Origin of the sequence: Ralstonia sp. RRA, assembly GCF_037023145.1 — a bacterium.
Taxonomy (GTDB): domain Bacteria; phylum Pseudomonadota; class Gammaproteobacteria; order Burkholderiales; family Burkholderiaceae; genus Ralstonia.
Window position 1 is genome coordinate 1,285,130 of record NZ_CP146091.1, and the last position, 17,837, is coordinate 1,302,966.

The 17,837-nt window shown below is 60.3% G+C and carries 18 protein-coding genes and 3 pseudogenes; 17 read left to right on the forward strand and 4 right to left on the reverse strand.

The features are described from left to right. The first annotated feature begins 76 nt into the window (after positions 1-76). Positions 77-547 carry a bacteriophage-related protein gene (locus V6657_RS06325; RefSeq protein ID WP_048932680.1) on the forward strand — a complete coding sequence of 157 codons (471 nt, stop codon included), beginning with the start codon at positions 77-79 and terminating at the stop codon, positions 545-547. On the opposite strand, the gene V6657_RS06330 is transcribed toward V6657_RS06325, so the two are convergent. Further along, on the reverse strand, positions 544-780 hold the full coding sequence (locus V6657_RS06330; protein WP_152959354.1) for a hypothetical protein: 237 nt from the start codon (positions 778-780) through the stop codon (positions 544-546). The two genes, V6657_RS06325 and V6657_RS06330, sit on opposite strands and share 4 nt — an antisense overlap. Between V6657_RS06330 and V6657_RS06335 the strand changes: the two genes are divergently transcribed. The 16 genes and pseudogenes from V6657_RS06335 to V6657_RS06410 all read left to right on the forward strand — a co-directional run bounded on the left by V6657_RS06335 (position 779) and on the right by V6657_RS06410 (position 14,217). Then, on the forward strand, positions 779-2,332 hold the full coding sequence (locus V6657_RS06335; RefSeq protein WP_338755007.1) for a hypothetical protein: 1,554 nt from the start codon (positions 779-781) through the stop codon (positions 2,330-2,332). The two genes, V6657_RS06330 and V6657_RS06335, sit on opposite strands and share 2 nt — an antisense overlap. Positions 2,333-2,388: 56 nt before the next feature. Beyond that, positions 2,389-2,556, forward strand: coding sequence for a hypothetical protein (locus V6657_RS06340; RefSeq protein WP_338755008.1), 168 nt, complete (start codon positions 2,389-2,391; stop codon positions 2,554-2,556). Positions 2,557-2,564: 8 nt separating this feature from the next. Then, entirely contained in the window at positions 2,565-3,527 is a 963-nt protein-coding gene (locus V6657_RS06345; RefSeq protein WP_048932677.1) for a hypothetical protein, read from the forward strand. Positions 3,528-3,582: 55 nt separating this feature from the next. Beyond that, entirely contained in the window at positions 3,583-4,728 is a 1,146-nt protein-coding gene (locus V6657_RS06350; RefSeq protein ID WP_048932676.1) for a hypothetical protein, read from the forward strand. A gap of 20 nt (positions 4,729-4,748) precedes the next feature. After that, on the forward strand, positions 4,749-5,393 hold the full coding sequence (locus V6657_RS06355) for a phage baseplate assembly protein V (protein WP_338755009.1): 645 nt from the start codon (positions 4,749-4,751) through the stop codon (positions 5,391-5,393). A gap of 76 nt (positions 5,394-5,469) precedes the next feature. Further along, entirely contained in the window at positions 5,470-5,769 is a 300-nt protein-coding gene (locus tag V6657_RS06360) for a phage tail protein (RefSeq protein ID WP_338755010.1), read from the forward strand. A gap of 1 nt (position 5,770) precedes the next feature. Further along, a complete protein-coding gene (locus V6657_RS06365; RefSeq protein WP_048932673.1) occupies positions 5,771-6,898 on the forward strand; it encodes a baseplate J/gp47 family protein in 1,128 nt (375 codons plus the stop codon). 187 nt (positions 6,899-7,085) lie between these two features. Beyond that, a complete protein-coding gene (locus tag V6657_RS06370) occupies positions 7,086-7,565 on the forward strand; it encodes a hypothetical protein (protein ID WP_338755011.1) in 480 nt (159 codons plus the stop codon). A gap of 55 nt (positions 7,566-7,620) precedes the next feature. Further along, positions 7,621-9,291 carry a hypothetical protein gene (locus V6657_RS06375; RefSeq protein ID WP_338755012.1) on the forward strand — a complete coding sequence of 557 codons (1,671 nt, stop codon included), beginning with the start codon at positions 7,621-7,623 and terminating at the stop codon, positions 9,289-9,291. A gap of 9 nt (positions 9,292-9,300) precedes the next feature. Beyond that, entirely contained in the window at positions 9,301-9,837 is a 537-nt protein-coding gene (locus tag V6657_RS06380; RefSeq protein ID WP_048932671.1) for a hypothetical protein, read from the forward strand. 42 nt (positions 9,838-9,879) lie between these two features. Beyond that, the gene (locus V6657_RS06385) at positions 9,880-11,931 is read left to right on the forward strand and encodes an acyltransferase family protein (protein ID WP_048932670.1); all 2,052 of its coding nucleotides are present in this window, start codon (positions 9,880-9,882) and stop codon (positions 11,929-11,931) included. A 157-nt stretch (positions 11,932-12,088) separates the two neighbouring features. Continuing rightward, positions 12,089-12,412, forward strand: a complete 324-nt coding sequence (locus V6657_RS06390) for a hypothetical protein (protein WP_232317462.1) — start codon at positions 12,089-12,091, stop codon at positions 12,410-12,412. Continuing rightward, positions 12,405-12,948: pseudogene (locus V6657_RS06395) on the forward strand (glycoside hydrolase family 19 protein). Before V6657_RS06390 ends, V6657_RS06395 begins: the two are co-directional and overlap by 8 nt. Positions 12,949-13,008: 60 nt before the next feature. Beyond that, positions 13,009-13,566 carry a hypothetical protein gene (locus V6657_RS06400; protein WP_048932668.1) on the forward strand — a complete coding sequence of 186 codons (558 nt, stop codon included), beginning with the start codon at positions 13,009-13,011 and terminating at the stop codon, positions 13,564-13,566. Next, positions 13,550-13,963 (forward strand): hypothetical protein, encoded by a 414-nt coding sequence (locus V6657_RS06405; RefSeq protein WP_048932667.1) that lies wholly within the window; start codon positions 13,550-13,552, stop codon positions 13,961-13,963. The genes V6657_RS06400 and V6657_RS06405 overlap by 17 nt, the downstream gene beginning before the upstream one ends. Next, positions 13,960-14,217 carry a hypothetical protein gene (locus V6657_RS06410; protein ID WP_048932666.1) on the forward strand — a complete coding sequence of 86 codons (258 nt, stop codon included), beginning with the start codon at positions 13,960-13,962 and terminating at the stop codon, positions 14,215-14,217. Before V6657_RS06405 ends, V6657_RS06410 begins: the two co-directional genes overlap by 4 nt. 3 nt (positions 14,218-14,220) lie before the next feature. On the opposite strand, the pseudogene V6657_RS06415 reads toward V6657_RS06410, so the two are convergent. The 3 genes and pseudogenes from V6657_RS06415 to V6657_RS06425 all read right to left on the reverse strand — a co-directional run bounded on the left by V6657_RS06415 (position 14,221) and on the right by V6657_RS06425 (position 17,504). Next, positions 14,221-15,158 (reverse strand): annotated as a pseudogene (locus V6657_RS06415) (SOS response-associated peptidase family protein). Between the two features lie 83 nt (positions 15,159-15,241). Beyond that, positions 15,242-16,689, reverse strand: a pseudogene (locus V6657_RS06420) (ISL3 family transposase). Beyond that, positions 16,686-17,504, reverse strand: coding sequence for a site-specific DNA-methyltransferase (locus V6657_RS06425; protein ID WP_048932663.1), 819 nt, complete (start codon positions 17,502-17,504; stop codon positions 16,686-16,688). The pseudogene V6657_RS06420 and the gene V6657_RS06425 overlap by 4 nt, the downstream one beginning before the upstream one ends. Between the last annotated feature and the right edge of the window lie 333 nt (positions 17,505-17,837).

Consider the following 17,837-nt stretch of genomic DNA (forward strand, 5'->3'; position numbering starts at 1 on the left):
CCATGGCCATCAAGTGCAGCGAGTTCCATGGTGCGGAGTTCGATCTCAACACCATGTCATTCAAGGAGCGGGAGCGATGAAGGAATTTGGAGATCTCGCTTCTTTTGCCGCGCACTTGGCGCTGGCTGAGGTTGCAGCGCACAAGGCTCTTGAGAAGGGCCTCGATAAGGCTGCAGATCATATCGAGCGCGCGGCCAAGGGCAAGATTGGCGAATACCAGGGCGCCAACGGTATGCACGACGCTTGGCCGGAACTGGCGGACAGTACGAAGGAAGACCGCGTTCGCAAAGGTTTCACCGAGAACGATCCTCTGCTGCGCACGGGCGCGCTGCGCGATTCCATCAGTCATGAGACGCACGGCCTGGAAGCGGCGATCGGGTCCACGTCGGACATTGCCGTCTACCAAGAGCTGGGCACAGACAAGATTCCGCCCCGGCCGTTTCTTGGGGCTGCGGCCTACGAGAGTATCGACGAGGTGAAAAAGCTGGTCGGCGGGGCCGTGATAACCTGGATCGTCGGCGGCAATTCGCTCGACTACAAGGTCTAGAAAAGATTCGAGACCGCTAGGTAAATCACGAACGCGCCAGCGGCGATAAGCGCCGCGCCGACAAGCAGTCCGGCGATGCTGGCGACTCCAAGAATGACAGCTGTCGGCGTGCTGGGCTTTTGAGGCACATAGGCGCTCCGCATCTTCGCTGGGCGGATGCGGCGAATCCTGGGGTACTGGATGAAGCTCACCCGGTCAGCCAGCCATTCGTGAACGCGAAAGAAAACACCCATGAGCATCGACGCCTACAAAATCGCGGTACAGATCTCGCTGGTCGAGAACGTCACTCGCGGATTGGCCACGCTGTCGCGGTATTTCAAGGCCGCTGACACCGATGCCAAGGCCCTTGAAGCGCGCATCGCCAAAATCGGCAAGATGGCGGCCGCTGGCAGTATTCTAGCCGGTGCTGGTGCGGCCGGCCTGAAGATGTTCGAGGCGCCGCTAGACAAGGCCATGGAGTACGAGCGATTCCTCGCTCGGATGCGCCAAATGGGCTTGGGCGATAGTCAGATCAAGGACGCTGAGAAGTTCGTTGAGGCGACCAAGATCATCAACACGTCCGTTTTGGACCGGATGCGTATCTTCTCGGAGGCGCAGGGCGCATTCCGGCAGTCTGGCATGTCCGGGGACAAGGCGCTCGAAGCCGCCAAGACCATGACGCCTGTGCTCGCCACCTACGAGGTGGCTATGCAGACGCTCAGCGGACCGACACACGCGGCAGCCGAGCACGCGATGCGCAACTTGAACAAGACCGTCGAAATGATGGGCGGCTTGGGCGACACGAAGCGCGCTCAGGAAATCGCTGACGGTGTCTTCAAGACCGTTCAATCGAGCGGCAAGATGGTTGATGAGCGCCAACTCAAGCAGTTTTTCGCCTACGGCAGCTCGGCCACAAACCAGCAGGATCTGCGGACGGTATTCGGCGGTCTGGAGCCGATCATTGGCGAGTTGGGCGGCAGCACCACCGCCGTGGGCCTGCGTACGGCGTACACGCGCACCAACGGCATGATGGCGCTGATGCCGCGGCGCCTGAAAGAGGAAATGCAGCGCCTCGGCATGACCGATGAGACGGGAAAGCAGCAGACAACCGATCTGGCTCGGCTGCAGGCGACCAACATCATCGGCTACACCGAAGAAATCATGCGCCGGTATCAGTCGGCGGGGATCACTTCACAGACAGACCGCGAGCGCGAAAACGCGATCATCTTCGGCACCAATGGCGCCAAGGTCTTCAACAAGATCATGAGCCAGATGGCTGTGCTGCATGAATCGCTTGAGGCATACGACAAGTCCAAGGGCGCATCTGACGTTGCCAACGACCCCGCCAACCAGCGACTGATGGCACAGCAGAACTTGGCCAAGAAAATCGAGGATTTCCAGTTGGCGCTGGCTCGTAATGGCGGCTTGCTCGATTTGGCCACGAAGGGCTTGACGATGCTCGCCAACGGTGTGGAGCGGCTGACGAAGTTCGCCAATGACCACCCGACGATCACCAAACTGGCCGTGGCGACTGGCTTGGCGCTATCGGGCCTGATGCTACTGGGCGGCGGCGTGCTGCTTCTGAAGAGCGCTTTGTCGGCACTCAGTCTGATTGGCATCTCCGGCATTGCGTCTTCGATCGCTGGCGCCGGCTCGGCGACGCTAGTGGGTGCTCTTGGCGCTCTTGTGAGCCCTATTGGACTTGTTGTGGCGGTCCTTGGAACGCTGGCGGCGGCTGCATATGCGTTCCGGCCGATCTCCCCACAGAGATTGAAGCGGCAAAGCATGAAGGCGGAGCCCGTCTAACGCCCACTGCACAATCTCGTGTGGATGCCGGTGAGTTAGGCGCGCCAAGCCAGTACGTGAAGCCAGCCGACCAGAAGCCGATCGTGCTCAAAGGCGATGTGAACATGGATGGCCGCAAGGTGGGCACCGTTATGTGGAATCAGCTTGGAACCGAGCTGGGACGCCCACAGACCGGCCCCGGCACTTTCGACCCCGCCGCATCCCTGCGCCCCTCAGCACTGTGACCTGATCCATGCCAGACCTCATCCTCCAACTCGGCGATTTCCAGTTCCAGCAGCAGGAAATCCCCGAGTCGATCCCGTTCGGTGGCGAGCAGGCGCTTGCTGTGCACCGCCTCGTCGGCGGCGTCAAAGTCGTCGACGCCATGGGCGGCTTCACGCGCCCAATCTCGTGGTCTGGCTGGTTGCTCGGTGAGAGCGCGCTGGTCCGCGCGCGGCAGTTGGACATGATGCGTGAGGCGGGAGAGCCACAACAACTCACGTGGTCGGAACTGGACTTCGTGGTAGTCATCCGCGATTTCCGCGCGGACTTCCAGCGCTTCTACCAGATCCCGTACACCATCACATGCGAGGTGGTGCAGGATCTGACGCTGTCAACCGCCGGCCTCGGAGAGCCTGGCATCGACGACCTGATCTCGGGCGACTTGGGCACAGCGTCAGGCCTGATGTCATCGATCAGCGATTCGACGCTGGGTAGCCTATTCAGCAGTGTGCAGTCAGCGATCCAAGGCGTATCCAGCTTCGCCAACGCCGCCCAATCGACGCTGAACGGCGTGCTGCAGCCGATCGCGGCGTTCCGCACGCAGGCGCAGACGTTGATTGCGCAGACCAACAACACGCTGATGAACGTGACGACACTGGGCGGCATCCTGCCGAACAACCCCATCAGCACGCAGGTCAGCAAGATCACACAGCAGATCGTCGCGGCGCAGAACCTGCCGACGCTGGTGCAGTTGGACCGCGTCGTCGGGCGAATCCAGGGCAACATCGGCTCGATCTACAGCAGCGCCAAGCAGCAAACCGTGGCGGCCGGCAACCTGATGAAGATCGCCGCGAAGGAGTACGGTGACGCGATGGCGTGGACCGGCCTAGCTAAGGCCAACCCGCAGCTCGGCGGCGACCCTCAGATCAATGGCATTGCAACCGTGACGATTCCTCCGACCAAAGACGATGTCGGCGGCGTAGTGAACGCATAGCCGACCAACTAGCCTCAACACATCAGCCCCGCTTTGTGCGGGGCTTTTCATTTCCATGAGCCTGAACGACCTCCCGGCGCAGCCAATTGCGCGGCGCCCGCGCGCCATGGTCAAAGTGACTGGCGCAGCGACGAATGGCGTGTATCCGCCGGCCGTGATCGTCCCGTGGGAGTCATGGTCGGTCGACAACAACACGTTTTACCAAGCGGATACGTTTCGGGTGTCGATTCCGTCGAGCGCGTTGCCGCCGGAGGTGGACGCGAACTGGTTCTCAAGCCAGAGCGAGGCGTTCATTGAGATCCTTGCCGGTTTTCCCGACGATCCACTCAGCTTCACTGAGGCCGATCTGGATAGCTTGATCTACGGCCGGATCGATGACATCGAGTTCGACCCTGTGTCGACGATGCTGTCACTCACTGGTCGCGACCTGACGGCGGTGTTCATCGACGCCAAGACGACGATCCAGTATCAGAACCTGACGTCGTCTCAGGTCGCGGCCAAGCTGGCCGCTTCACACGGGCTGAGCGTGGCAGGGCCAGCTACGACGACGCTCGCAGGCAGCCTCTACGCCCGCGACCACGTCAGCATGACTGACCGTCGCAGCGAATGGGACTTGTTGACCTGGCTGGCCCAGCAAGAGGGTTTCGCTTGCTATGTCACGGGCCGCACGTTGAACTTTGGCCCACGGCCGCCCGCGCCCCCGGAACCCTACGAATTGCGCTGGGAAGTCAATGAACAAGGCGTTCCAACCGCGAATTTCCAGACCCTGCGAACATCGCGCAGCCTGACAGTAGCAAAGGGCATCACTGTGGTGGTGAAGTCGCCGAGCCTCAAGACGAGCAAGTCCGTGACTGGCTACTACCCGAGCAAGCCGAAGACTACCCAGGCAGGGAAAGCTTCACCGTTCGGAAATACCCAGGTCTATAGCATTACCCGTGGCGGTCTTGACCAGGCCGGCGCGGACAAACTGGCAGCACAGATCCACCACGAGATCACGCAGCACGAGATGAAGCTGCGCGCACGCCTGCCGGCCGACAACATCCTGACCCAAACTTCCATGCTTCGGCTGACTGGCACTGGCACGAAGTTCGACCAGGACTACTACGTTGACGGCATCACGCGGTCTATGAGCCTCGACGAGGGGTATGTCATGGACATCTCTGCCAAGAACATCAATCCTGAGACGGTGCCGTCCATATGATCAGTCAACTGCGCAATCAGATGGCGCTGGCGGCACAGCTGGCGCAAGACGGCAAGTCGCACAGCAAGGTCGGTATTGTCACCAGCTACGATCCGGGTACAGCGTCGGCGCGTGTTCACCTCATGCCGATCGATCCAGACTTGCCGGATAACACCCTGACGGGCTGGTTACCAGTGGGCACACCGTGGGTTGGCAATGGTTGGGGTCTTGATGCGCCAGTGAGCATCGGCGATCAGGTGATCGTTCAATTCATCGACGGCGAGATCGAGAACGGCGTCATCAGCGGCCGGATTTTCAGCGATCAGCAGCGTCCCACTGGCGCGCAAGCAGGCGAATTCTTCCTGACGCACGCTTCAGGCTCCAAGCTGCAGTTCCACAACGACGGCACGGTCACGCTCATCAGCGCGGGAACGCTCACCAGCCAGGCGCCGCAGTGGAACCACACTGGGCCGATGCAGATCAACGGCACTCTACTTGTGACACAGACCATCACCGGCCAGGCCGGCATGGCTGTCTCCGGAAACAACGGCTCCGGCAATTCCATGAGCATCAACGGCAACACCCAGTTCACGGGTCAAGTGTCCGCCAATGGCCACCGGATCGACGACACGCACAAGCACACCGGCGTGCAGACAGGCAGCAGCAACACCGGGACAGTCGTATGACTCAGCAGCTCCTGAATGACGTCAACCACTGGGTGGGGGCGACATCGGCACGTCTCCGACAGGCGACATCGGCTTGGTGAACGCGGATACACGCACCCAGCAGCGGATCGTGCGCCGGCTGGTGACCAATCCGGGCGACTACATCTTCCACCAGGACTATGGCGCCGGCTTGCCGCAGAAGATCGGCCAGACGCTCGATGTCGGCGCGCTGCGCGGGCTGATTCGCGCCCAGGTGAAGCAGGAGAAGGGTGTTGCACAGACGCCTGAGCCGGAGGTCGATGTCGCGGCGATCACGAACGGCGTGAGCGTGCACATCCGCTACACCAGCTCGGTCACGCGCCGTCCCGTAACCCTCAAATTCAACGTGAACAACTGACATGGCCAGCTTGCAGACGCAGGATTGGGTGACGCTCGTCCGGAATCAGGTCTCCGCGATCCAGGGCTATGCGAAGGTGCTAGTCGACCTGACGGTCGGATCGGTGTTGCGCGCGATCGTCGAGGCGAATGCGGCCGTTGTGGTGTGGCTGGAGGGCTTGTTGTTGCAGGTGCTGGCTATCACTCGCGCGGCGACATCGAGTGGCGCTGACCTCGATTCCTGGGTTGCTGACTTCGGTGTGACGCGCTTGCCTGCGGTGGCCGCCACCGGGATCGTCACCTTCTCCCGGTTCACTACGACCCAGCAGGTCCTGGTGCCCGTGGGGGCGACCGTGCAGACGGCCGACGGCACACAGCAATTCACCGTCACGATCGACACGACGAACCCAGCATACAACGCAGGCCTGGGCGGATATGTCATCGCGGCCGGCGTCGGAAACGTGACGGTGCCGGTTCAGGCGCTCACCGCTGGCGCTGCTGGTAACGCCGTCGCAGGGTCAGTTTCCGTCATCGCCGGCGCGATTTCAGGCGTCGATACGGTGACCAATACGGCCGCATTCACGAACGGCACCGATGCCGAGTCTGACACGGCGTTGCGCACGCGCTTCATTGCGTACGTGGCGAGCTTGTCAAAGGCGACAAAGAACGCAGTCGGATATGCCATCACGTCGCTGAAGCAGGGTCTGGTGTACTCGCTTGTCGAGAATCAGACCTACGCCGGCGCGACGCAGTACGGCTATTTCTACGTTGTGGTGGATGATGGAACCGGCTCGCCGTCGAGTACGTTGCTCGCAACCGTGGCTAATGCCATTGATGCAGTGCGCCCGCTGACCAGCACGTTCGGCGTGTTCGCGCCGGTGGTTGTGAACGCGAGTGTTGCAATGACGATCTCAACAGCCGCCGGCGCCGACCATGCGGCGACGGCTCTGGTGGTCAAGAACGCGCTCACGTCGTACATCAACGCACTGCCGCTGGGCACGACACTTCCGTTCTCCCGGCTCGCGCAGGTGGCATACGACGCTTCCCCCAGCGTGACGAACGTTACAGGCGTGACATTGAACAGCGGCACCGCTGACCTGACGGCCACAAGCCAGCAAGTCATCAAGGCAACTTCTGTGACGGTGGCGTGATGGCAACTGGTGACCAACAAGACATCTACCACCGGATTCGCTCACAGTTGCCGCAGTGGTTTGGCGATGAAGCGTCCTCGCCCGTTCTGAATGGACTGCTGCAGGGGCTGGCATACGCGCTCGCATACTTCTACAGCCTGTTGGCCTACGGCCGTCTGCAGACGCGGATCAAGACGGCCACCGATGGGTGGCTGGACATGATTGCCGCGGATTTTTCGGCGCCGCGCTGCTGCGGGCGGCCAATCAGTCCGACACGTCGTTCCGCAATCGCATCCTGATCAACCTGTTCCGCGAGCGCGCAACGCGCGCAGGGCTCATCAAGGTGCTGCAGGATCTGACGGGCCGCACGCCGACGATCATCGAGCCACTACGACCGCTAGACACCGGCGTGTATGGCGGTCCGTACATCGGCTACGGAATGGCAGGAGCCTATGGTTCGATGCTCATGCCGTATCAGGCCTTTGTGATTGCCTACAGACCGGCCGGCGCTGGCATTCCGAACGTCGCAGGCTACGGCTACTCAACCGGCGCGTACAACACGCCGTCGCAGGAAGAGTACGCGTCGCTCTCGATGATTCAGGGCGCCGTAAGCGACGCAGACATCTACGCGGCCATCGATAGCGTAAAGCCCGTGGCAACAGTCGTCTGGACCCGCATTTCGAACTGACCTACCTCACATAACCACGCAAGGCGCCTTCGGGCGCCTTTTTTATGGAGTCGCGATGGATCGCGTCATCGTTTATCCGGGCCAGATCCCTCTGGAAACCGATGTTCTCCGGACCAACAAGTTCGGCATGCTGGCTGTCGCCAAGCTCGCAGCCGCGATGCTCGGCACGTCGACCATTGTGAACGGTCTTGCATGCGTACCTACGTCGCCAGCGTCGCTGCAGGTGAACGTCAATCCCGGCGAGATGTACAGCTTGGTCAATGTGGACGCGACAGCCTACTCGTCGCTCGCTGCGGACACGACGCACAGCATCCTGAAGCAAGGCATCTCGCTCGATGCCGTCACGCTGAGTTGCCCGGCGCCGGCCACCGGTGGCCAGAGCATCAACTACTTGATCCAGGCCACGTACCAGGATTCGGACACCGACAACACCACGCTGCCGTACTACAACGCGAGCAATCCGTCGCAAGCTTGGTCGGGCCCGAATAACAGCGGCACACCGCAGTCCACGACCCGCAAGGGCGCAGTCGTGATCAGCGCCAAAGCGGGTACCGCCGCGACTACCGGCACTCAGACAACACCAGCGCCAGACTCTGGTTACACCGGTCTATGGGTTGTCACCGTAGCCAATGGTCAGTCGACGATCACGTCCGCAAACATCACGCAGGCGACGAATGCGCCAATCCTGCCGGCCGATTTGCTCCACGCGATCCAGCAGTCGTTGCTGACGGTAGCGTCGGACACCGGCAGCGCCAACACCTACGTTGTCAGCTACAGCCCGCCGGTCACGGCACTGACCGATGGCATGGTGCTGTGGTTCAAGGCCAAGACTGCCAACACCGGAGCGTCCACGCTCAACGTGAACGGCCTCGGCGCTGTTCCTCTCGTGGGCGGCGCGCACGCTGCACTTCAGGGTAATGAGGTCGTTGCGAACGGCAAATGCCAAGTCGTCTACAAGGCTGACATCAGCTCTTTTGTGCTGATCGAGTGCACGGGCGCGGCCGTTCAAGTCGCCCCCGCCACGCAGAGCCAACACGCCTTGCAGTTGGGACAAGCGCAGGCGATGCGTGGCAGCTACAACGGCTCGTCGTCCTATTCAACATCTGCGACCCTCACAAATTCGCAGATTGGACAACTCATCATTTTCTATGGTGGTCCCGGCCAAACAATCACGCTGCCCTCAGTTTTGATACCGCAAGGCTCCCAGTTCAACATCATCAACATTGGTAGCGGCAGCCTAACTGTTGCAGCAAACGGCACTGACACAATTGATGCAGGACCATCTGCACTTTCATCGATCAATGTGCCGCAATTCTGCGAAGTTACGTTGACGCCGGATGGGAGTGGTACGCGATGGGCACAGAAGGGCTCCGCATCCCTGCAGTACTCGCCATTGGCAGTCGGAGCCTCCACGCAAAGCGGCCATGCGGTGAATCAGAGCCAGGTTGTTGGTGTTGGGCAGACATTCACGAATGTCACCGCGTCGCGCGCATCCGGGACGACCTACACGAATTCCACGGGTAAACCAATCATTGTCTATGTGAACGCAACGACAACAGCTTCTAACGGCGCGCTTTCAATCGCAGTGAATGGGGTTACATGTGGGTTTAGCGTGCAGCCCATTTCTGGGTCTGTTGTAGCGGCTACCGCGCTCGTACCCAGTGGTGGGACTTATGTCGTAAGTGTCGGCTCCGCTAACACCTTGTCTTGGTCCGAACTTCGTTAAAGGTAATTCATGAAAACATTCATTGACACCGCAACGCAGCAGATCTATGCATTCGAGAACGATGTGGTGGTCACCTCAATGGGTGGCGTCTATTCATTCAAGGCACAGGATGGCACTACGCTGAATGTGCCAGTGACGTTGCAGCCGCACTCATCTTCTGCGCCAGCCTCGGTCCAACCACTCGCAGCCGCGCGGGCTGCTCAGATCAACAAGATCAACGCTGCCTGCGCAGCAGCATTGGTGTCAGGCTTTCCGTCCTCGGCACTAGGCACAGTACGCAACTATCCATCGCAGGACACCGACCAGCGAAATCTTCAAAGCGCCGTGTCCGCTGCCGTCGGCGCAGCCACGACGTGGGCGACGCCGATTTGGTGCGCCAACTCCGATGTCTGGTCGCTGGCTCCGCACTCTGCTGCACAAGTCCAACAGGTCAACACCGATTGGCTGGCGTTCCGCGTGGCCGCACAACAGAAGTACGCGGACCTTGTCTCGCAAATCAATGCCGCGACGAGCGTATCCGATGTGCTGACCATCACTTGGGGCTGATGCAGCTCGTATATTAGGGCTGGTACGGGGAAACGCGATATTATGCGCGCCATGAAACCAGATGCCGCTGTGGGCAATATAGTGCCCGCTTCATACCGCCCAGATATTGACGGGATCAGAGCCATTGCGATCCTCACCGTAGTGGCTTTCCACGCTTTTCCTGACTATTTCCCTGGTGGATTTGTTGGGGTAGACGTGTTCTTCGTGATCTCCGGCTTCTTGATCTCCGGGATCATCTTTGATGGTCTTGAGCGAGGCGAATTTAGCTTCGTGCGGTTCTACTCGCACCGCATCAAGCGGATTTTCCCAGCATTGATTCTGACGCTGGTAGCATGCTTTGCGCTTGGATGGTTCCTGCTATTGCCGGACGAGCTCAAGCAGCTTGGCAAGCACATAGCTGCTGGCGCCGGCTTCGCGCAGAACTTCGTGCTCTGGAGTGAGGCGGGTTATTTTGATAATCAGTCTGCGCTGAAGCCACTTCTTCACCTCTGGTCGTTGTCCATAGAAGAGCAGTTTTACATTTTCTACCCGCTCTTGATGGTGGTTGTATGGCGCCTTCGTTTCAATGCGTTGGCCGTCATTCTGGTGCTGACCGTCATTTCGTTCTCGTTGAATGTGCGTGACGTGGCTGCTGCGCCGACTGAGACTTTCTTTTTCCCGCAATCACGTGGCTGGGAATTGATGGTCGGCGCGATTCTGGCTTACCTGACGACATTCAAGCGCAATACCGTCAACGCGTTGCTGTCTGTTTGGCCCCAGCGCACGAAGGTGGTTTGTGCGAATGTAATGTCGGCCTTCGGCCTCGCGCTTATCGGGTCGGTCGCGTTTTCGCTCGTCAAGAGCGAACATTTCCCAGGATGGCTCGCACTGTTGCCAGTCGTAGGTGCAGCGTTGATGATCGCGGCGGGCCCCAATACGTTGATCAACCGGTATGTCATCGGCAACAGGGCGATGGTGTTTGTCGGCTTGATCAGCTATCCCCTGTATCTCTGGCATTGGCCCCTTCTGTCGTTCCCGCACATTATCGATGCCGGCGAGCCTGCGATCGAAGTTCGAGTCGGCGCCGTTGCCTTGAGCTTTTTCCTCGCCTGGTTGACGTATCGATTGATCGAGCGCCCAATTCGCTTTGGCTCATCGAAATCTTCTCTCGCGCAACTCGGGCTCGTGTTTAGCTTGGCCGTGGTCGGCATCGTCGGGTATGTGACTTTCGCGAAAAACGGGCTTGAGTTCCGCCAGGCCGCAATCATCAATAGCGCCAACAAGTTCGATTACCCGTTCATTCACACGTGTCAGTATTCCACTGGGCTGGCGCCCAATCGCGACGGTTGCGGTGCTGATCGTCTGCCGACGACACCGCCGAATGTCGTCCTGATCGGCGACAGCGTTTCGAACGCGTATTCAGAGGTGATGAACGAATACGTGCGCCGGACAGGCGACGTTTCCTATTACCAGTTCGGGCGTGGTCTGTGCCCGATGCTGCTGGACTACGGCCCCTCGTACTGCAGAGAAATAACGGACTTCGCGAAGCGGTACATTGCCGAAACACCGTCTGTGGACACCGTAGTGCTCCCTTCGAATTGGCCTCTGTACGCCAAGGGATTGGACTGGGCTAAGGGACTGGCAAATTTGAAGGGTGAGTACAAGGAAACGCCTGAGAGCTTCTATCAATCCTTCGCAAGAACGGTCGATTACTACCAGAAGTTGGGCAAAAAGGTGGTCGTATTCTTGACGCCGCCATCTGGGATAGATCCGCGATCCTGCACGCTTCGAGTATTCAAATTCACGAAGAAGAATCTATGTGACTCGAATGTCTGGGTTGCGAAAGAAATCGATGGGGAGTATCGGTCGCGGTTGCTTCCTTACCTCACGACCCACAACGTGGAAGTGTTCGATCCGTTCAAGATTATGTGCGGGGACGTAAAGTGTAAGACCACAGACGGCGACAAGATCCTGTGGGCTGACAGCGGCCACATGAGCCGCGCTGGTAGTCAATTTTTGGTGCGGGAAGGGTTCTCTGACCTCCAAAGCATTTTTGGCAAGAAAAAGATCGCCGGACCGCCGCCAGGGACAAAGCCGCTGGCAACAGCAAACTGATTTGTGATCAAACAACATAGCCCGCTACGTGCGGGCTTTTCTCATTTCTGGGGGTCTGAATGTCTGAACCAATCAGCGGCAGCGCGGCAGCGGGGCCGCAGGTGCGGCCGCTTTCAAAGCCTTAGGCGGCCCGGCCGCCGTGGCAGGAGGTGCGAGCGTGCTTGCGACGATTGTGGTGATGGTGATGACGCTGCCGCGAACGCGCGGTGAATGGGCAGTTGCCCTGATCTCGACGGTGGTGGCCAGCCTATGCGGAGGTGCGGCGGTGATCCAGTACTGGGGACTGGCCACCTGGATGACCACGACCAACGGGGCCATGGCGCTGGGTGGCATCTACTTCGTTTGCGGGCTGCCAGGCTGGTCGATTGTCCGCTGGGCCTTCAACTTCCTGAACAAGCGCAAGGACAAGGACCTGGCGGAGATTGCCGCCGAGGTCGTGGACGACGCGCGCAAGATCGCAGCAGGTGGCACGAATGTCTGACCCTCTTGTCACTGCCACACAGCTGCACGCGATCATGCCGCTGGCCGCGCGCGCGCGGATGTGTTCGCCCCCATCCTGTCTGACGTGATGCTGTTCCGGCAGATCAACACTCCGGCACGTGCTGCAGCCTTCCTGGCACAGGTCGGGCATGAATCCGGCCAGCTGCGCTACCTGCGCGAGATCTGGGGGCCGACGCCGGCCCAGGTGCGATACGAGGGCAGGGCGGACCTCGGCAACGCGCAGCCGGGCGACGGCAAACGGTTCATGGGGCGAGGCCTCATTCAGATCACTGGCCGCAAGAACTACGCCGATTGCGGCGCGGCCTTGGCCTCGACCTGATCACACAGCCCGAACTGCTGGAGAAGCCGCAGAACGCAGCCGCATCGGCCGCGTGGTTCTGGGTGCAGCACAACCTGAACCGGTTTGCCGATCGCGGCGACTTCGTTGGGCTCACGCGGGCTATCAACGGTGGCACGAACGGCATTGCCGACCGCCGGGCGCTCTGGGAGCGCGCAAAGGCTGCGCTGAAAGGCTGATCCACACTCACTCGACACAGCCCCGCCGCGCGCGGGGCTTTTGCGTTTCTGGAGGGCCATATGGCCGTCACTGATACCCACGAAGAGAAAGAGACGTTGGCCGTCGACGTGCTGCTGCCCGGGCACGAAGCCCGCGTCACGACCGCGCTGTTCACGCACACGAAGAAGCAGCTGATCGAGCGCGAGGGCGGCCGCTGCTTCATTTGCAACGCCACGGCGGAAGAGAGCGGCCACCCGTTGGAGGCGCATCACCATCCGATCGAGCGGTCGCTGGCCAATCTCATCAACTGGGAGCGCGTCGCCGCACAGGCGAAGGCCGGCGAGTTTGGCGCGCGCGCAGCGGCGTTCGACTGGGATGGCTTCTTCAAGGGTGCCAAGGCCGTGGCGGCACCCGCCGTTGAAGGGAGGGCGGCAGCGCAGTACTTGGTGCCGGCTGACCCATACCTGTTCGTCGACGACATGACCGTGAATGGGCTACTGCTCTGCAAGCAGCACCACACGGGCAAGGACGCCGGCATCCACGACATGCCGTTCCCGCTCTGGATCGCACAGCGGTACGCGATCGAGGGCTACCAATTCACACCGAACGAGGTGATCCACCATGCTGATGCTGATTGAGAAGGCCATCGACTGGCTTTTTGGCGACGTGAAGCGCATCTTGATCGTGGCGGTCCTTCTGGTGATCGGCATGGCCGCCGCCGTCGGTATGATCTACAAGCACGAGCGAGATGCGGCACGCGCCGAACTGGCGAAAGTGCAAACGGCTCTCGCGAAAGCCGAGGGCGACAACCAGGCACTGGGCGCATCCCTGGCGCGGCAGAGTCAGGCCGTTACCGACATGCAGAAGGCGGCGATTGCGCGCGAGGCAGCAGCTGCGGCCGCCGACAAGGCGGCCCAAGCCGATCAGGCCAAGTACAGCATTGCCGCCGGCCGCATCCTGGCACAACAGCCTGGCGTCGATGCCTGCGCGTCGCTGCACGCCCTGCGCGTGAGCTACAGCGGGAGCCAACCATGATCCGGGCCGCATTGCTGTGCCTACTGTTGGCCGGCTGCGCCAACGCGCCGCAGGTCATTGAGAAGCCCGTGGAGGTGAAAGTGCCGGTTCCCGTGCCATGCAAGGCGCCGGACGTCCCCGTGCCGGCGTGGCCGCTCGCCGCGGTGCCTTCGTCGGCCAGTGACTTCGATTTCTACAAGGCCGCGCTGGCTGAGGTCGAGTTGCGAAAGGGGTACGAGGCGCGTTTGCGCGCGGCTTTGGCCGCTTGCCAGTAGCCGTCAGCCAGCGACGCTGTGCACGAAGCGCGGCATCCCGTTGTCGCGCAGGATCTCGTCCATCGCGTCGAGGTCGTTCGGGTCTGGGTTGAGCCACGCATCGAGGTCTTCTGGCTTGATTGGCACCGGACAGCGGTCATGGCCAGCCTCTGAAATCGCCGGCGGCGGGTCCGTGGTGATAATCGCGAACGACAGTAGATCCTGTTCACCCGGCTTCGTCGCGCGCCAGTGCGACCACACGCAAGCCACCAGCATCGTCTGCGGCGGATCCGGCCGGAACTCCAGCACGATGTTCTTTCCTCCGGCCCGGCCACGTTCTCGTAGAACGCATCGACCAGCACCACGCCGTGCGTGTGGCCGTATTGCCCCTTCCAAAATCCCCGCAAATTGTCCATCCTGGCGTTGTACGTGCTCGGGTACTTGGTGTCGTAGAACGCCGGCTTGCCGGCCGGCCGACACTGGTATCGCATGGGCTTGACCACGCGGCGGCCGTTCTCCCACACCATCACTGGCGCATACCAGCCTGGGAAGATGCGCGAGTCGCGCGGCTTGATCTCAGTGCTCTTCAGGTCTTCGAGCTTGCCCTTGGCCCACGCGATCTTGTTGGAGGCGATGCGCACCTCGTCGGCCGCTTTCTTTGTTGGCTTTGCTGCCAGCGACGCCTGCGCGTTTTCCAGGCGCTCCGTTTGCTTGGCGAGTTCCTGCAGCAGCCGGATTTCCTCCGCTTCCATGCTGGCCCGCAGCACGTCGGCGATCTTCTTTTCCTCTTCGGTCTCGGGTGATTCCAAGAACGGCGCGGCCATTGCCTTCGGGAACTTCACCGACCCCGGATTCTGGAAGTACTCCGTCACCAGGCGCGAGAATGCGTCAAGAGACATGACGGCGCCGTACTCGCGAACGAACCGCTTGTAGTCGGCCTTGATCTGGGCGGAGTAGCACATGGTTTGCTCCCGTGGGGTGGGGCCATGTTAAAGCAGCCGATTGGCATGTCCAGAGTGCTGTATATTTATGGCTCTGCGGAAAATCATGTGGAAGGCTGTGAGCCATGACTAGCCCTCTCCGTGTGGAATCGCTGATAGCAAGTCGAGCAGACGTACGCCCGTTTCGGGTAGGCGCGCCGGTTCGCTTCGCGGCGAATCTCATCCTTTGTGATGGGTGGAAGTGTATGTGCCTCCAACTCGTCGGGGTCGAAGATGCCGTTGCACGACCCACACCGGCTTCCGAGCGCTTCGACGAGCGCGACTTGCCTTTCCACCTGGTAGGCAGTTCGTTTCTTCATGTGGCCCTCCACTGGTTCCTTCTTGTGCAGTTTTCCGTACAGCAGCCTGGCGCGCAGCACCTCGAAGCTGTAGCCCCGGCCGGCACGGTTAATGACCTTCGCCACGCCGTTCAGGGCTTCCGTGTAGCCGTTCGAAATCGGGTGGTCGAAGTAGGCGAGCATCTCCTCGCGCCAGTTACGGGTGGACGTGAGCAACGGCTGAAAGCTCTTCTTGCCCTTCTTCATGGCGGCTGGCACAGACTTGCGCCATTCGTCCAGTCGCTCCGCGGCGTCGGCCTTGGACGGCGCGTCGTAGATGTCGTAGAACGCTTCCTTCAGCCGGTAGGCGGTCGCCACGTGCGGCTCGTTGTCCAGCCACATCTGGAGGTTGAAGCGACCCTGCTCGTCGAGGTTCTTGTAGCGCATCCGGAGCAATGCCTTGCGCCGCATCCAGTCCCGACCCACGGCCTTCTCCTGGTCCCTGGCCAGCGTGATTCGGATGTCGTCCATGGCGCGGTTCGCCATTCTTACCAGGTGAAACTTGTCGACAACGACCGGCAGGCCAGGAAGACGGATTGCGCGGCATCCTTGTACGGCTTCCACATGTCGATAGCGAGGCCCTTGACGCCGCCGCGCTCCTTGAACTGATGCAGCCACGCAGTCACGAGCGGCTTGTCGCGGTCGGGCAGCATGTCGATGGGAACCCGGTTGACGACGTCGGTGATGATGCACCGGAGCTTGCCGTCAATCTGCGTCTCGTCGATGCCCAGCCATTCTGGCAGCCAAGGCTTGTACTCAGCGTTCAGGCGTTCGATGTAGTCGCCGGCCAACGTGCGGACGGTCTTGTCATCGCAGCCGACGTGCTCGGCGATACGAGTGAAGGTGTCCCGGAGGCACTGCTCTTCGATGTACTGGACGCAACGAGCCGTCATGCGCGTCGCCGGGTGGATGCCGCCCAGCGGCTGGATGAACGTGCCGCCGCACTCGCGGCACCTGAAGCGCTGGGCATTGGCTTCGATACTCACCGGACGGCCCCGAATAGGGCTATCTCGGAAAATGATCATTTTGGGGCCGTGCTTATAAACTCGGCCAATTACGCCGCATTTTTGACATGCTTCGGGCAAAACTGTGTAGTCAGCCGAGATAACGTACTGGTCGTCTTCGGTACGGACGGCGGTCGGCTCCCAGCCTGGAAGGTCAAGAATGTCAGTCATGCAACACTCGCGTCGAACAGGCCGTGTTGCTCTGCAATTTCGGCAGGAGCAAAAAGCCCGCAGCCTTGCCGTTCGGCATTTGAGATGCGCTCGCAGGCGATGTCGAAAAACTTCGGCTCAAGTTCAATGCCAATGAATTGTTTCCCGCGCCGCGCACACGCAACCCCAGTCGTTCCGCTGCCCATGAATGGGTCAAACAGAACGCCCGCACCAGTGGTCTCGATTACAGTTTCGGGAAGTGCGACTGGGAACGGAGCCGGATGCCCTGTTTCCTGCCGCTCCATGCCAAGCCGCCACACATCTCCGCTTCCAGAAGCGGAATGGCTCTTCAGCGAAAACGACTGCTTTGCGAAAAGCATCACCCACTCTTGGCGCGTGCAGTAATGCCTAAGATTCACATCAATTCCAGTTCCGCGGTCCCAAATGATGATTTGTCGAAGAAGGGCCTCTCCGAAGTTAAAGGACAAGGGAACTCGTATCGTTCCATGCTCGACGCGTGGCCGATGATTGTAAAAGACGGCTTGCTTGGAGAGCCGCCACATTTCAGAAAGACATTTCCGCTGCCAGTCGTCATATTCGCCCTGAGGAAGCGCGTCCGAATGCAGGCCGTAACCATCCCGGAACCGTCCTCCTTTGTTGGCCGCCCCAGGCTTGTACATGCCTTTCCCGCCGCCGCCCGGGATGAGTCCCATGTTGTAGGGCGGACTGGTGACCGTGACGTCGACGCACTCATCGCTCATCTCCGACATCACTTCCAGGCAATCACCGCAATACAAAGTTGCCGAGCCAATTTTCACTTTGGTTACGCTGCTCATGAATCCCTCGTTCCACACGTTATTCCGAATTTTAATTATATTCGAGAATCATGAATTACACACGTTATTCCGCAGAGCCATATTTATACAGTATGAGCAAACCAATATGCCCAGGTCTCAGAGGAGATCTAGCGGCCAGCGACATCGTCTGGTTCTACCGTGAGCGCACGTGCTGCACGTGCTCACATGCCATCTGCGAGCTTGAAGGACAAGGCGATGGGCTATTTTTGAACGTAGTGGCGGGGTGTGATCGGGGGTTGCGGAACAGCAGCTACCCGTGTGACTCATACGAGCGCGAACCTGGTGTCGACTGAAGGGGAAAGTTTTTGCGAA